The sequence below is a fragment of the Xanthobacter pollutisoli genome (assembly GCF_040044995.1).
Taxonomy (GTDB): domain Bacteria; phylum Pseudomonadota; class Alphaproteobacteria; order Rhizobiales; family Xanthobacteraceae; genus Xanthobacter.
Genome location: NZ_JBDZDP010000017.1, coordinates 54,387 through 68,864, shown reverse-complemented (window position 1 = coordinate 68,864; position 14,478 = coordinate 54,387). Strand labels below are relative to the sequence as shown.

Genomic DNA, 14,478 nt, shown 5'->3' with positions numbered 1-14,478 from the left:
GGGCATGGGACGCATCAAACGCTTCAAGCGCGTCGCGCTACGCTGCGAAAAGACGGCTCGAAACTTCCGATCCATCGTCAGTTTCGCCGCAGGCCTCTGCTTGATCAAATTCGTCCACACGGCCTAGCAAATGGGCGCCGGTTCGCGCATCGACCGCAGGGCGGTCCTTGCTGCCGCTGCTTCCATGGTCGGCGCGACGCTCGTGCCCCTGTTGGCGCGCGCCTCGGCCGGCATCATCCGTTTTGGCCTGACCCCCGTCTTCCTGACCTCCGACCTCGAACTGCTCGGCCGGCTTCAGATTTACCTGCGGCGGGCCACCGGCTTACCGGTCGAACTCGTCAGCCGGCGGACCTATCAGGAGATCACCGCGCTGCTGGTCTCGGGTCAGCTCGATGCCGCGTGGATCTGCGGCTATCCGTTCGTCGCCCATCGTGACGCGCTCCAGCTGGTCGCGGTTCCGCTGTGGCGCGGGCAGCCGCTCTATCAGTCCTGCCTCATCGTCGACCGGGACCGTGACGCACGGGACTTCCAGGACCTCAAGGGCGATATCCACGCCTTCTCGGACCCCGATTCCAATTCCGGCTTCCTCGTCACCCGCGCGCTTCTCGCGGAGCACGGCCTGAAGCCCCCGTCCTTCTTCGCCCGCACCTTCTTCACCTACGGCCATCGCAACGTGATCCGTGCCGTGGCCTCGGGCCTCGCCCAATCCGGTTCCGTGGACGGCTACGTCCTGGACGTTATGCGGGAGATCGAGCCGGAGCTGACGTCGCGCGTCGCCATCCTGCGCCGGTCCGAATGGCTCGGCTTCCCGCCCATCGCTGCCCCGCGCCATCCGCCAGACCCGCAGGCGCTCGCCGCGCTGACGGAGGCGCTTGCGCGCATGAACGAGGACGAGGATGGCAAGGCGGTGCTCGCCATGCTGCGGCTCGATGGTTTCGCGCCGCAGGAGGCGAGCCTCTTCGACCCCATCGCCGCAAAGGCGGCGCTCGTCGCGGGCACCGGGTGACGCCCATGATCGCGCGCCTTGACCCCCGCCAGTGGCCCGTCACCCTCAAGGTGCCCCTAGCGGTTGCGGCGCTCATGGTGCTGGTGGGGCTTGCACTCTCCGAGCGCGTGCTGAGCCGGCTGGGGGAGACGCAGGAGCGCCAGTTGCGCGCCTTGGCGCAGACCTATCTGGACAGCCTCTCCTCCGCGGTCGCACCCGCGATCCTAAGAGACGATGTCTGGGAAGTTTATGACGCCATCATGCGGGCACAGGCCCTCAACAAGAGCCTGCATCCGTTGAGCGCCGTGATCACCGACGCGGAGGGCCTCGTGATCGCGGCGTCCGATCCCCGTCGCTTCCCCATTGGGGTGCGTCTCCCGTCCGATCTCGCTCCGCTCGCAACCGGCCGGGATTTCAGATTCGAGGCGGGCGCCAGATCCGCCACCGCGACGCGCGTGCTTTCCTATCCTGGACGCATCGTCGGAATCATCCACGCCACTTTCGACACCAGCCATCTGGCTTTGGAGCGGCGCGACGTCGTCCTCGCGCTCGCGGCCACGAACGGGATGGTCACGCTGCTGCTCGCCGTGGCCGGCTGGTTGCTCGTCGCCCGCATGATGGCGCCGGTGCGCACGCTCTCGCGCTATCTGGGCGCTGCGAGCGAAGGGCGGGCGACGCCCGTTCCCCCGGAGGCGGTCGCGCGCAACGGCGCTGAATTCGCCCGCCTGTTCCTAGCCTACAATGCGCTGGTCCGGTCCATGTACGAGCGGGAGGACCTAGCCCGACAATTGGCGGACGAGCATCGGCTCGGCAGCCTCGGGCGGCTCACCTCGGCGCTCGCCCACGAGATCAACAACCCGCTGGGCGGCCTTTTTAACGCGCTGGCGACGCTGAAGACCCATGGACACCATGCGGCGGTCCGAAAATCGTCCCTCGGCCTTCTCGAACGAGGCCTCGTCGGTATCCGCGACGTGGTGCGCACCACCCTCGCTTTGTATCGGCCGGAGCAGGCGCCGCGACCCCTCGCCATGGCCGATTTCGAGGACCTGCAGCTACTGATTGCCCCCGCGGCGCGCCGGAAGGGTGTCGATCTGAGGTTCTCCGGTCCCGTCGACGTGTTGCTTCCTCTGCCCAGCACCCCGGTGCGCCAGGCCGTGCTGAACCTGCTGCTGAATGCGGTTTCCGCCGCCCCGCCGGGAAGCGAAGTGGCGGTGGATGCGTCGCTCACGCCGACGGCCCTGCATGTAATCGTGTCGGATCGAGGCAGCGGCCTGCCCGAGCCTGCGGGGTGCCTTCTTGCGGCTGGCGGGGAAACGGGTGGCCCACCCTGGGGCGGCGGCCTCGGCTTGTGGACCACCCGGCGCATCCTGGACGACCTCGGTGCCTCGGCCGAGGTCGAGCGGCCTGAAACGGGGGGAACGCGGATCCGTCTTCTCTTCCCTTTCATCGCCCCAATGGAGCTCGCCCATGTCGCATGAGCCTCCCGTCATCGGCCTCGTGGAGGACGATCCCATCATGGGCGAGAGCCTCGCGCAGCGGCTCGGCCTGGAGGGAATGAGGGTGCATTGGTGGCGGACCGGCTGCGCAGCGGTGGCGGATATCCGGAAGATTCGCTTCGAGGCTATCGTATGCGACATCCGCCTTCCGGATCTCGATGGGGAGGCTGTGTTCCGGGAAGCGGCGCACGTGCCTCGGACGCCGCCTTTCCTGTTCGTGACCGGCCATGGCGACATCGACCAAGCGGTGCGCCTGATGCGGTCCGGCGCGGCGGACTACGTCACCAAGCCCTTCGAGATGGAGGACTTCCTGGCGCGGCTCACCGACTTGCTGATGCCGCATGGAACCACGGAAGGCGGCACGTTGGGCGTCTCACCCGCCATCCGGCAGGTGGAGGCTCTGTTGTGCAGGATGGCTCGCCTGTCCTCCAATCTGCTCATCACGGGGGAGACAGGGACAGGTAAGGATGTAGCCGCCCGCTTCATCCATGCGCAATCGCGGCACGCGACCGCGCCGTTTATCGCGGTCAACTGCGCCGCCATTCCCGCCGACTTGATGGAAAGCGAGCTGTTCGGCCACGAGCGAGGCGCGTTCACCGGTGCCGCGCAGCGCCATCTCGGCTATGTGGAGCGCGCCGGCGACGGCACGCTGTTTCTCGACGAGATCGGGGAATTGCGTCCGGAGTTGCAGGCAAAACTCCTGCGGCTGATCGAGAGCAAGACGTTTCAGAGGGTCGGCGGTGAGCGCGAGATCGCCTTCGGCGGCCGTATCGTGACGGCCACCAACGCCGATCTGGCGCTGCGAGTTGTCGAGCGACAATTCCGCGAGGATCTCTTTTACCGCATCAACGCGGTCAGCATTCGCCTGCCATCTCTGCGGGAGCGCCCCGATGACATCCCATGGCTCATGGAGCGCTTCTTTACGGAATATAGCGCGGACACCGAGACCAACCTGAAAGGGATCAGCGCCCTCGCCGAGGAGGCCGCGATGCAGCATCCTTGGCCCGGGAATGTGCGGGAGCTGCGGAACCGGATGGAGCGTGCGGTCGCTCTTGCCTTGGGCCCCTGGCTGATGCCCGGGGATCTCTTTCCCGAGATCGTTCGCGAAGGCGCTGACGCCGGCCTACGGATCGGCTCACTGGAATCCGCGCGCCAGGAGGCGGAGAAGCGTCACATCCTCCGGGCGCTGTCCGCGACCGCGGGCGAACTCTCCGCCGCCGCCCGGCTCCTCGGCGTTGGGCGCACCACCCTGTGGGAGAAGATGCGCCGCCTCGGTTTGGGTAGCGACGGCTGACGGCGCGTTCGGGTTTCCGGACAGACGGCGCCGCAGCATGTTCGGGACGGCGGACGTGCTCGCCTCATCTCGCTCGTTAAATCATTGAATTCTCTACTCAGCTCCGCATGGCGCAGCTTCTGCAGGACGTCTTGCGTCCGAAAGGACCAATACGCTCTGGGAGGAGCTTTCATGAAAAGATGTCCCAGCCTCGTCGATGCCGGCCGCCGCAGCTTCCTGACCGGCGCCGGCCTTGCGACCGCAGGCGCCGCCGTCGCCTCCGTTCTGCCGGCCCAAGCCAAGGCGGCCCCTGCGGTCGCGTTGGTGAGATATCCAGCGAACCGCCTCGCCAATGTGAAGGACCTGAAAGTTAATGAGCCGCTGGACGTGGCCTATCCCGATGACGACGCGCCCGGCGTCCTTCTGAAGCTCGGGACACGCGTGGCCGGAGGCGCCGGACCCGACGGCGACATCGTCGGCTTCACCACCGTCTGCCCGCACAAGGGATTTCCCCTTTCTTACAGCACGACGGACAAGACGCTGAACTGCCCCGGCCATTATTCCCGCTTCGATTGCGAGAAAGGCGGCCAGCAGATCTGGGGCCAGGCGACGCAGAACCTGCCGCAATACGCGCTGCGTGTGGACGCGAAGGGCGACATCTATGCCGAAGGCGTGGATGAGCTGCTCTACGGCCGCCTCTCCAACGTGCTCTGAGGGAGGACACCATGGCTTACAAGCGCCAGATCGGCCAATTGCCCATCATTCCCGCCAATGCGACCGTCCACAACGTCGTCTGCCACTATTGCATCGTCGGCTGCGGCTACAAGGCCTATAGTTGGGACGCCCGATACGAGGGCGGCACGGCGCCGGGCGAGAACGCCTTCGGCGTCGATCTCTCCAGGCAACAGCCGGCAGAGACCGCAGCCTGGTATGCGCCGTCCATGTACAACATCGTCAGGCAGAACGGGCGAGACGTGCACATCGTCATCAAGCCCGACAAGGCGTGCGTGGTGAATTCCGGCCTCGGCTCCGTGCGCGGCGCGCGGATCGCCGAGATGAGCTATTCGCGCCAGCGCAACACCCAGCTCCAGCGCCTCACCGATCCCCAGGTCTGGCGCTACGGACAGCTCCAGCCCACGAGCTGGGACGACGCCCTCGACCTCGTCGCCCGCGTCACCGCAGCGGTGATCGCTGAGCAGGGCGAGGACGGCCTGTTCGTGTCCGCCTTCGACCACGGCGGCGCGGGCGGCGGATACGAGAACACCTGGGGCACCGGAAAGCTCTATTTCGGCGCCATGAAGGTAAAGAACATCCGCATCCACAATCGCCCGGCCTACAATTCGGAGGTCCACGGCTCGCGCGACATGGGGGTGGGCGAGCTCAACAATTGCTACGAGGACGCGGAGCTCGCCGACACCCTCGTAGCGGTGGGCACGAACGCGCTGGAAACCCAGACCAACTATTTCCTGAACCACTGGGTGCCCAACCTGCGCGGAACCTCCCTCGACAAGAAGAAGGCGGAGTTCGGCAGCGAGCCGGTGGCCAAGGCGCGCATCGTCATCGTCGATCCGCGCCGCACCGTCACCGTGAATGCCAGCGAGGTGGAGGCGGGCAAGGAGAACGTGCTCCATCTCGCCCTCAATTCCGGCACCGACCTGATCCTGTTCAACGCCTGGCTCACCTACGCGGCGGAGAAGGGGTGGATCGACAAGGGTTTCATCGCGGCCTCCACGAAGGACTTCGACAAGGCCCTGGCGGCCAACAAGGTGAGCGTGGCGGAAGCCGCTCGCGCCACCGGCCTCAGCGAGGCGGACATCGTCAAGGCGGTCACCTGGATCGGCGAGCCCAAGGCCGGCGGGGCACGTCGGCGGACCATGTTCGCCTATGAGAAGGGCCTCATCTGGGGCAATGACAACTACCGCACCAACCAGGCGCTGGTGAATCTCGCCCTCGCTACCGGCAATATCGGCCGTCCGGGCGGCGGCTGCGTGCGCATGGGCGGCCACCAGGAGGGTTATTGCCGCCCGTCCGACGCCCATGTGGGCCGGCCCGCAGCCTATGTGGACAAGCTGCTGATCGAGGGCAAGGGCGGCGTGCACCACATCTGGGGCTGCGACCACTACAAGACCACGCTCAACGCCATGGCTTTCAAGCGCGCCTACAAGATGCGCACGGACCTCGTGAAGGACGCCATGGCCAGCGTGCCCTACGGCGACCGCGATGCCATGGTGGCCGCCATCTTGGGCGCCATCCGCAAGGGTGGGCTGTTCAGCGTCGACGTGGACATCGTGCCGACCCATATCGGCGAGGCCGCCCATGTGATGCTGCCCGCCGCGACATCCGGCGAGATGAACCTCACCTCCATGAACGGCGAGCGGCGCATGCGCCTTACCGAGCGCTACATGGACCCGCCGGGCCAGGCCATGCCCGATTGCCTCATCGCCGCGCGGATCGCCAATCACATGGAGCGGGTGCTGCGCGCCATGGGCAAAACGGAGGTGGCGGACAAGTTCAAGGGCTTCGACTGGAAGAGCGAGGAAGACGCCTTCATGGACGGCTACGCCAAGAACGAAAAGGGCGGCGCGTTCGTCACCTACGATCGCCTGCGGACCATGGGCACTAACGGCTTCCAGGAGCCCGCCACGGCCTTCGCAGACGGCAAGATCGTCGGCACCAAGCGGCTGTTCGCCGATGGCAAGTTCAACAAGCCGGACGGCAAGGCGGTGTTCGCCGAAACCCGGTGGCGCGGCCTCCAGGCCCCCGGCAAACAGGCGGAGAAGGACAAGTTCGCCTTCCTCATCAATAACGGGCGGGCGAACCTCGTCTGGCAGAGCGCCTATCTTGACGTGGAGAATGAGCTGGTCATGGATCGCTGGCCCTATCCCTTCATCGAGATGAACCCGCAGGACATGGGCGAGCTTGGCCTCAAGAGCGGCGATCTCGTGGAGGTCTACAACGAGAACGGCTCCACCCAGGCCATGGCCTATCCCACCCCCACGGCGAAGCGGAAGGAGACTTTCATGCTGTTCGGCTTCCCGACCGGCGTGCAGGGCAATGTGGTGTCCGCGGGGGTCAACGAGGACATCATCCCCAACTACAAGCAGACGTGGGGCAACATCCGCAAGATCGCCGACGCGCCGGAAGGCGTGCGGCACCTGACCTTCAAGTCGAAGGAGTATCCGGCCTGACGGCGGGCACCATCGGCCGGCGTTCTGGCGCCGGCCGAGACCGCACCCTCATCCGTGGCGCCACACTTTCACCGATGACACGACGAGGATCAGCGCCAGGATGGGAAGCAAGACCTGCTCGGGCACAAGCCCAAGGAGGTGCCCGCCGATGAAGGCGCCCACGATGGAGCCCACCGCCATCACGGCCACGAACACCTTGTTCTGCGCGACGGTGGCGAAGGCGTTGTCGCGGCTGTAGCGGGTGAAGCCGACGATCATGGTGGGCAGGCTCACCGCCAGCGACAGGCTGCCGGCGAGCTTGATGTCCGCGCCGAAGAGAAGCACCAGCGTCGGAATCAGCAGCTCACCGCCGGCCACGCCCATCAGCGAGGCGACCACGCCAATGGCGAATCCCGCAATGACGCCGGCCACGATCAGCCAGGGTCCCGAAAGCAGCGCGGACGCTGCGGTCGATCCGTGTCCGAACAGGAGGGCGACGGCGATCAGCACCAGCAGGACTGCCAAGACCCGGTAGAGGGTGCGGGAGCTGAGCCGGGTGGCCCAGCCGGCGCCGAACCAGGCGCCAACGAGGCTACCCGCCAACAGGTTGAGGATGATCGGCCAGTTGGTCGCGATCGCGCTGAAGGGCACCGTCGCCGCCCTGAACGGCAGCGCGCTAGCGACGACGACCAGGCTCATGGCCTTGTTGAGGATGACCGCTTCGAGCGCCCGGAAGCGGAATGGGCCGATCAGCAGCGGCAGGCGGAACTCTGCGCCACCAAGCCCGATGAGACCGCCGAGCATGCCGATGAGGGCGCCCCCGGCGAAGGCCGGCACCGGCGGGGGGCCAGGGTTGGACCCCCGCTCGTCCCGTGTGTTGGCACGCTCGGACGACAGTGGAATGGACTGCTGGGACATGGATGAGCCTCCGGCCATGATCGTTCGGACGGAGCCGCCATCATGGTATGAAATGATATGAATTGATACGAAAACAAACGATTTGACGGGTATATTGCTGGTTTAATGAGCCGAGCGTGGCGAATAGATGTTGTTTTGTAAAGATAGAATGGTCAGGACGGCTGGCCGAAGGCCGAGCTATATGCCAAATGATATGAAATTAGATGAATTGAGATGCCGGACATTCCATGGATACGCCTAACGCCCTGACTGTCGAAGATGTGGCCGAGCGGCTGCACGTCAGCCGGAGCGGCATTTATGCTCTGATCAAGGCAGGCGGGATCGGCTTCTACAAGGTCGGCCGTAAGATCCGCTTCACCGAGGCGAACGTGCGCGACTATATCGAGCGCTCCGGCAGGGCCGCGCGCGCCCGAGCTGGCAGGCCGCCCGGCATTCGACGAGAACCGGTATTTTGACCTGAAGGCGGAGCGTCGGGCCGGGGACGGCTTCATCATCTGCGGCCAGGACCTCATCCTCGACATCCTGTCCAACTTCATGCGCATGCACGGCGTCATGGCGCTCAGGGCCTATATCGGCAGCTACGACAGCCTCGTCTCGCTCTATTACGGCAAGGTCTCCGTCGCGAGCGCACATCTGTGGGACAGCGCCGGCGACGACTACAACGTGCCCTATGTCCGTGCCTTACTGCCTGGCGTGCGCTGCGCGGTGGTCAACGTCACCTACCGCATGCAGGGCCTCTACGTCGCCAAAGGCAACCCGAAGGCCATCCGAACATGGCAGGACTTCGCCCGCGACGACATCACCATGATCAACCGCGAGAAGGGGGCGGGATCGCGGGTGCTGCTCGACGAGAACCTGAAGCTCCTCGATCTCTACGCCAGCCGGATTAAGGGCTACGATAGCGAGAACCAATCCCATCTCGCCGTGGCGAGCGCAGTGGGCCGTGGCGACGCCGACGTGGCGGTGGGGATGGAAAAGGTCGCCCGCCAAGTAGATAATGTGGACTTCGTCCCACTGAAGAGGGAACGCTACGACCTTGTGGTCCGTAAAGAGCATCTCGACACACCGGAGGTCGCGACGATGCTCAAGATCCTGCGCTCGGAGCGGTTCCAGAACGAGTTCAAGAGCATCGGCGGATATGACATCACCGACATCGGGAAGATCGTGGCTGAGACGTGAGGCCGAATCTACTGCCGTCGCTGAAGCGCCCGAATGCCAAGTCCACGAGCGAACTTCCCGCCGCCTCCCACCGAGCCGAACGCCTCAGCCGAACCGGCCGGTGATATAGGAGCGCGTGCGCTCCTCGGTTGGGTTGGTGAAGATCAGGCTGGCCACGTCGTATTCCACCATGTGGCCGAGATGCATGAAGGCGGTGAAATCCGAGATGCGCGCCGCCTGCTGCATGTTGTGGGTGACGATCACGATGGTGTAGGCGCCCCGCAACTCGTCCATCAGTTCCTCGATCTTCGCCGTGGCGATGGGGTCGAGGGCCGAAGTGGGTTCGTCGAGCAGGATGAGCTCCGGATCTGGGGCGAGGGTGCGGGCGATGCACAGGCGCTGCTGCTGGCCGCCCGACAATCCATAGGCGGATTCCTGGAGGCGGTCCTTCACCTCGTCCCATAGGGCGGCTTGGCGTAGCGCGGCTTCCACGCGCCCATCCACTTCGGAGCGATTCCGGATGCCCCGGATGTGGAGGCCGGATGCCACATTCTCATAGACCGATTTCGGAAACGGGTTGGGCTTCTGGAACACCATGCCGATGCGCAAACGCGCGAGCATTGGATCTACTTCCGGCGCCACGATGTTGATCCCCTCCGGATAGAGGATGATCTCGCCCTGATACCGGTTGCCCGGATATAGGTCATGCATGCGGTTGAAGCAGCGCAGGAGCGTGGACTTTCCACATCCCGACGGCCCAATGAGGGCGGTGACCTTACCCTCGACGATCGGAAGCTCCACCCCCTTGAGCGCCTGGTTGTCGCCGTAGAAGAAATTGAGGTTGCGAACAGAAGCGCGCAGGGGGGCGGGCTCCTTGCTGGCCACGGCGTCCAATGCTGGGGTCACGGCGGTCATCTCGTTCTCCGAAAGGCCGGGCTGCAGCATCAGCGCATGCTCCGGCGGATCTTGTAGCGCAGCCAGATGGCGATCGCATTCATCAGCAGCGTCATAAGCAGCAGAATGAGACCGGTTGCTGCTGCGTTCACGTGGAACGCCGCCTGGGGACGTGAAACCCAGTTGAACATCTGGATCGGCATCACCGTGAACGGCGAGTTGAGCCAGTTGAAATTGATGAACGGAAAGGTGTCCTGGACCGGTGAAGGCGGCAGGAAGGCGATGAAGGTGAGCGCGCCGATGGTGATGATGGGCGCGGTCTCGCCGATGGCCCGTGACATACCGACGATGGCACCCGTGAGGATGCCGGGACGCGCGGTGGGCAGGATGTAGCCGCTCACCGTCTGCCATTTGTCGGCGCCAAGCGCATAGGCGCCCTCGCGGATCTCGAGCGGGATGGAGCGCACCGCCTCGCGTGTGGCGACTATGATGATGGGCAGGATGAGAAGCGCCAGCGTGATGCCCGCAACTAGAATCGTCTGGCCCATGGCGAAGCTCTGCACGAACAGGCCGAGGGCGAGCAGCCCATAGATGATGGAGGGCACGCCCGCGAGATTGGTCACATTGATTTCGATGAGATGGGTGATCCAGTTCCGCGGCGCATATTCCTCAAGATAGAGGCCTGCTGCGACGCCGAGCGGCACCGCCAGCGCCGTCGTCACCAGCATCACCAGCGTGGTGCCGACCCAGGCGGACAGAATGCCGGCCTCCGAAGCGCGTCGGGAGGGGAAGCTCGTCAGGAAATCAAGATCAATGCGGCCAAGCCCGTCCACCATGAAGTCCACGATGAGCGACAGCAGAACGATCATGGAAATGACGAGCACGCTGAGGCCCAGGATCGCGAAATTGCGGTCGGACCGATGCGCCCGAGCGACGATTTCCGCGTCGGAGAGGCGGCGGGAGGGTTGAGCGGCGAGCGGCTTCACGGCCATCCCCTCAATAGACTTCACGGTATTTCTGGCGGAGCCAGAAGGCGAGAATGTTGAAGGCGAAAGTCATGAGGAACAGCGTCATGCCCGCCGCGAAGATGGTGAGATAAGCGATGGAGCCATGTGGCACGTCGCCGAGGCTGATCTGGACGATATAGGAGGTGATCGTGGCTGCGCCCTCCAGAGGGTTCAGGGCGAGCTTCGCCTGCTGGCCCGCAGCAATGGCCACCACCATGGTCTCGCCAACCGCCCGCGACATGCCGAGGATGTAGGCCGCCGTCACCCCGGAGAAGGCGCCGGGGATCACCACCCGCGTCGCCGTCTGGAGCCGCGTGAAGCCCAGCGCATAGGCCCCCTCCCTCAGTTCCGCAGGGACCGCGCGCATGGCGTCCTCGCTCACGGAAACGATGTAGGGCAGGATCATGATGCCCATGACGATGCCCGGCACGAGCAGGTTGAAGCCCGCCAGCCCGGGAATGAAGATCTGGAAGATGGGCGTGAGGAACAAAAGAGCGAAATAGCCGAATGCCACAGTGGGCACGCCTGCGATAAGCTCCAGAAACGGCTTGATGGTCTCGCGCACCTGTGGCCGCGCGAACTCCGACAGATAGATTGCGAGCACGGTACCGGCTGGAATCGCGACGAGCAGGGCGATGAGCGAACTCACCAAAGTACCGGATACCAGAGTCATGATGCCGAAGTGCTTGTCCTGAAACACCGGCGTCCATTGTGTGTCGGTCAGGAAGGAGATGATCGACACCTGTGCGAAGAATTTCAGGCTTTCGGACAGGAGGACGTAGACGATGCCCGCCGTGACCAGGACAGAGAGTGCGGCACTGAGAAACAGGACAACGCGCATGATGCGGTCCACCACCCGGCGTCGCGCCAGGAAGACCGGAGAAACCGTCAGGCGCAACCGGCCTGTTCTTGAGTCTGGAGACACCGGTGCGACCACGTCCAACCCTCACCTGAATGGAGGGAGGCGCCGGAGCACCTCCCTCAGGTCCCTCAAGATCACCTGTCAGTAGACGAGCTTTTCCTTGACGAGATCCTCGACGGAGACGCCGACCTTGGACCCGGTGAAGCCGGTGCCGATCTCACGCTTCTTGAAGCGCTCCTGGAACACCTTCAGGGCGGCCTCGGGCAGCGGCACATAGCCGACTTCCTTGACCAGCTCGACCGCGTGCTTCGGGTCCTGGTAGAACTCAACGAACTTCGCCACCTCCGGACGGGTTTCGGCCGCCTTCTTGTTCACGTAGATGAAGATCGGCCGCGACAGAGGCTGGTACTTGCCGGTGCGGGCGTTCTCGACCGACGGCTCCACGGCGGGCGCGGCGTCATCGACCTTGATCTTCACCGCCTTCAGCTTGCCGGTGTTCTCTTCATAGTAAGCAAGGCCGAAAAAGCCGAGGGCGTTGGGATCGCCCGCCACGCCCTGGACCAGCACGTTGTCATCCTCCGATGCGGTGAAGTCGCCGCGGCTGGAATGCTCCTTGCCGACGATGGCGGCGGTGAAATAGTCGTAAGTGCCTGAGTCGACGCCCGCGCCGTAGAGCACCAGCGGCCGATCCGGGTAGCTGTCGCGGACCTGCTTCCAGTTGGTGATCTTGCCCTGGGCCTCGGGCTCCCAGATCTTCTTCAGATCCGCAACCGTCATCTCGCTCGCCCAGGTGTTGGACGGGTGGACGATGACCGTGAGCGCATCAAGGGCGACCGGCAATTCGATATACTCGATGCCGGCTTCCTTGCAGGCCTTCTGCTCGGCGGAGGTGATGGGGCGCGAGGCGTCAGAGATGTCGATCTCTCCGCGGCAGAACTTCTTGAAGCCGCCGCCGGTACCGGAGATGCCGACCGTCACCTTGATATCCTTGTTCGCCTTCTGGAATTCCTCCGCCATGGCTTCGGTCACGGGGAATACCGTGGACGACCCGTCGACCTTGACCAGTGCCTGGGCAGCGGCGCCGTTGAAGGCCGCGCCGGTAGCGAGCAGCGCGAGGGCGCTCGCGAGAGTGATGATCTTCATGAGGATGCCGTCTCCCTGGACAGTGCCGCTAGGGCTTCTGATGCTCACCTAGCCTCACGGGCTCTAAGCATGTTATGTAACAAATTCATGACAATTTGTGTATATCGAGCGATATTCCTGAATCAACAGAGATTTTATCGAATATGACGCAACGTAGTTCTAGGCTATGGTTGGCTTTATTTCATGTAAATCATATGGACATCGTGGCAATTGTCCATGGTTGATTGCAATTTTTGAGAGGCTATCCGACTTCGATTGACGTATATTACTTATATAAAGTCCATATGAAGCGCCTATTATTCATTTCTCCTCCCGAACAAATTTGCCTCTCAACCTCGCGAGCATTCCGTCTCTACATTACATCATTTCCATTTGTATCGACATATCGATAATTTATACTATCGCTGCGATTGGCGCGACGTAAATGGCGTCACAAGAGTGACATGAAGGCCATATAGCGATCTGTCCACTCCTATCGACATAATGACTCGTATGGAGCTATCTGTTTCCAGCGATATGTCGCTAGGACCCAAGGGAGGCCAGCCGTGAATCGCATTCTTGTCTGGACAGCTGCGGCGACGCTCGCGGCCCTGTCGATGTTCGCGCCTCCGGCGCGCGCCGCGGAGGTGCGGGGTGCCGGCTCCACCTTCGCCTATCCGATCATCTGGAAATGGGCGGAGGCGTTTCGTGAGCGCACAGGCCACATCGTAGGATACCAGTCGGTGGGTTCGTCGGCCGGCGTCAACCGTATTAAGGACGGGGTGGTGGATTTCGGCGCGTCCGACAAGCCGCTGAAGCCGGAAGAACTGGAGAAATATGGCCTCGGCCAGTTCCCCATCGTGTTCGGTGGCGTCGTTCCGGTGTTCAACGTGGACGGCGTGGGGCCCGGCCAGCTCCGCTTCACCGGCGCCCTTCTCGCTGACATCTATCTCGGCAAGGTCACGACCTGGTCCGATCCCGCCATCAGGGCCCTCAATCCCGACGTCAAGCTGCCCAACGCGAAGATCGTGGTGGTGCACCGTTCCGATGGATCTGGAACCACGTTCAACTGGGTGTCCTACCTTGCCAAGGCGAGCCCGGAGTGGAAGCAGCAGGTCGGCGAAGGCAGCGCAGTCGCCTGGCCGGTGGGGTATGGCGCGCGCGGTAACGAAGGGGTCTCGACCGAGGTCAAGCGGGTCCCGAATGCCATCGGCTATGTCGAATACACCTATGTGGTGCAGGTGAAGCTGGCCTATGGCCTCGTCCAGAACCGTGCTGGCAAGTTCATCGCACCCAGCGCGGCGGCGTTCCAGGCGGCGGCGCTGAGCTTCGATTGGGCCGGCGCCAAGGACTTTTTCGTCGTCATCACCGATTCCCCCGCCGAGGATGCCTATCCTATTGCGGCGACCACCTTCGCTCTCATGTACCGCGAGCCGAAGGTGCCGGCGAACAGCCAAGCCGCCTTCGAGTTCTGGCGTTTCGCCCTGGGCGAGGGCGAGAAATTTGCGTCCGAGCTCGGCTATGTTCCCTTGCCGCCGGCTCTGGTCCAGCAGGTCAAGGACTATTGGGCCAGGACCTTCAAGGGCGGCGCCTGAG

At 63.9% G+C, this 14,478-nt stretch carries 13 protein-coding genes; 8 read left to right on the top strand and 5 right to left on the bottom strand.

Translation table 11 applies throughout. The features are described 5' to 3' along the window. Positions 1–130: 130 nt before the first annotated feature. From ABLE93_RS21915 to ABLE93_RS21895, 5 genes are all read left to right on the top strand, one after another. Positions 131–1,006 (top strand): substrate-binding domain-containing protein, encoded by an 876-nt coding sequence (locus ABLE93_RS21915; protein WP_149577640.1) that lies wholly within the window; start codon positions 131–133, stop codon positions 1,004–1,006. Positions 1,007–1,080: 74 nt separating this feature from the next. Beyond that, a complete protein-coding gene (locus ABLE93_RS21910) occupies positions 1,081–2,463 on the top strand; it encodes a sensor histidine kinase (protein ID WP_245327171.1) in 1,383 nt (460 codons plus the stop codon). Continuing rightward, on the top strand, positions 2,453–3,775 hold the full coding sequence (locus ABLE93_RS21905) for a sigma-54-dependent transcriptional regulator (RefSeq protein WP_348841916.1): 1,323 nt from the start codon (positions 2,453–2,455) through the stop codon (positions 3,773–3,775). The genes ABLE93_RS21910 and ABLE93_RS21905 overlap by 11 nt, the downstream gene beginning before the upstream one ends. Positions 3,776–3,946: 171 nt before the next feature. Beyond that, complete coding sequence (locus ABLE93_RS21900; RefSeq protein WP_012115921.1) at positions 3,947–4,468, top strand: arsenate reductase (azurin) small subunit; 522 nt, start codon at positions 3,947–3,949, stop codon at positions 4,466–4,468. Between the two features lie 11 nt (positions 4,469–4,479). After that, positions 4,480–6,942, top strand: a complete 2,463-nt coding sequence (locus tag ABLE93_RS21895; protein ID WP_149577643.1) for an arsenate reductase (azurin) large subunit — start codon at positions 4,480–4,482, stop codon at positions 6,940–6,942. Between the two features lie 48 nt (positions 6,943–6,990). Here ABLE93_RS21895 and ABLE93_RS21890 read toward each other — a convergent pair whose 3' ends face one another. Next, positions 6,991–7,839 carry a sulfite exporter TauE/SafE family protein gene (locus tag ABLE93_RS21890; RefSeq protein WP_149577644.1) on the bottom strand — a complete coding sequence of 283 codons (849 nt, stop codon included), beginning with the start codon at positions 7,837–7,839 and terminating at the stop codon, positions 6,991–6,993. A gap of 227 nt (positions 7,840–8,066) precedes the next feature. Here ABLE93_RS21890 and ABLE93_RS21885 point away from each other — a divergent pair, with 227 nt between their 5' ends. Both ABLE93_RS21885 and ABLE93_RS21880 read left to right on the top strand, forming a co-directional pair. Further along, positions 8,067–8,294: a helix-turn-helix domain-containing protein gene (locus tag ABLE93_RS21885; protein ID WP_348841915.1), complete on the top strand. Its 228-nt coding sequence runs from the start codon at positions 8,067–8,069 to the stop codon at positions 8,292–8,294. A gap of 79 nt (positions 8,295–8,373) precedes the next feature. Continuing rightward, a complete protein-coding gene (locus ABLE93_RS21880; protein ID WP_348841914.1) occupies positions 8,374–9,018 on the top strand; it encodes a substrate-binding domain-containing protein in 645 nt (214 codons plus the stop codon). Positions 9,019–9,102: 84 nt separating this feature from the next. Here the strand turns inward: ABLE93_RS21880 and pstB are convergent, their stop codons facing one another. The 4 genes from pstB to ABLE93_RS21860 form a co-directional block, all read right to left on the bottom strand. After that, the gene (gene pstB, locus ABLE93_RS21875; RefSeq protein ID WP_012115925.1) at positions 9,103–9,942 is read right to left on the bottom strand and encodes a phosphate ABC transporter ATP-binding protein PstB; all 840 of its coding nucleotides are present in this window, start codon (positions 9,940–9,942) and stop codon (positions 9,103–9,105) included. Further along, the gene (gene pstA / locus ABLE93_RS21870) at positions 9,942–10,883 is read right to left on the bottom strand and encodes a phosphate ABC transporter permease PstA (RefSeq protein WP_049776014.1); all 942 of its coding nucleotides are present in this window, start codon (positions 10,881–10,883) and stop codon (positions 9,942–9,944) included. Before pstA ends, pstB begins: the two co-directional genes overlap by 1 nt. Before the next feature lie 4 nt (positions 10,884–10,887). Further along, entirely contained in the window at positions 10,888–11,796 is a 909-nt protein-coding gene (gene pstC / locus ABLE93_RS21865) for a phosphate ABC transporter permease subunit PstC (RefSeq protein ID WP_041575981.1), read from the bottom strand. A gap of 105 nt (positions 11,797–11,901) precedes the next feature. After that, a complete protein-coding gene (locus ABLE93_RS21860) occupies positions 11,902–12,903 on the bottom strand; it encodes a PstS family phosphate ABC transporter substrate-binding protein (protein ID WP_012115928.1) in 1,002 nt (333 codons plus the stop codon). A gap of 545 nt (positions 12,904–13,448) precedes the next feature. On the opposite strand from ABLE93_RS21860, the gene pstS reads away from it, so the two are divergent. Beyond that, positions 13,449–14,477, top strand: coding sequence for a phosphate ABC transporter substrate-binding protein PstS (gene pstS, locus ABLE93_RS21855; protein WP_012115929.1), 1,029 nt, complete (start codon positions 13,449–13,451; stop codon positions 14,475–14,477). Position 14,478 lies beyond the last annotated feature (1 nt).

Coding starts and splice junctions, on each gene's coding strand:
- ABLE93_RS21915 (WP_149577640.1), top strand. CDS start 131: ATGGGCGCCGGTTCGCGCATCGACCGCAGGGCGGTCCTTGCTGCCGCT.
- ABLE93_RS21910 (WP_245327171.1), top strand. CDS start 1,081: ATGGTGCTGGTGGGGCTTGCACTCTCCGAGCGCGTGCTGAGCCGGCTG.
- ABLE93_RS21905 (WP_348841916.1), top strand. CDS start 2,453: ATGTCGCATGAGCCTCCCGTCATCGGCCTCGTGGAGGACGATCCCATC.
- ABLE93_RS21900 (WP_012115921.1), top strand. CDS start 3,947: ATGAAAAGATGTCCCAGCCTCGTCGATGCCGGCCGCCGCAGCTTCCTG.
- ABLE93_RS21895 (WP_149577643.1), top strand. CDS start 4,480: ATGGCTTACAAGCGCCAGATCGGCCAATTGCCCATCATTCCCGCCAAT.
- ABLE93_RS21890 (WP_149577644.1), bottom strand. CDS start 7,839: ATGTCCCAGCAGTCCATTCCACTGTCGTCCGAGCGTGCCAACACACGG.
- ABLE93_RS21885 (WP_348841915.1), top strand. CDS start 8,067: ATGGATACGCCTAACGCCCTGACTGTCGAAGATGTGGCCGAGCGGCTG.
- ABLE93_RS21880 (WP_348841914.1), top strand. CDS start 8,374: ATGCGCATGCACGGCGTCATGGCGCTCAGGGCCTATATCGGCAGCTAC.
- pstB (WP_012115925.1), bottom strand. CDS start 9,942: ATGCTGCAGCCCGGCCTTTCGGAGAACGAGATGACCGCCGTGACCCCA.
- pstA (WP_049776014.1), bottom strand. CDS start 10,883: ATGGCCGTGAAGCCGCTCGCCGCTCAACCCTCCCGCCGCCTCTCCGAC.
- ABLE93_RS21860 (WP_012115928.1), bottom strand. CDS start 12,903: ATGAAGATCATCACTCTCGCGAGCGCCCTCGCGCTGCTCGCTACCGGC.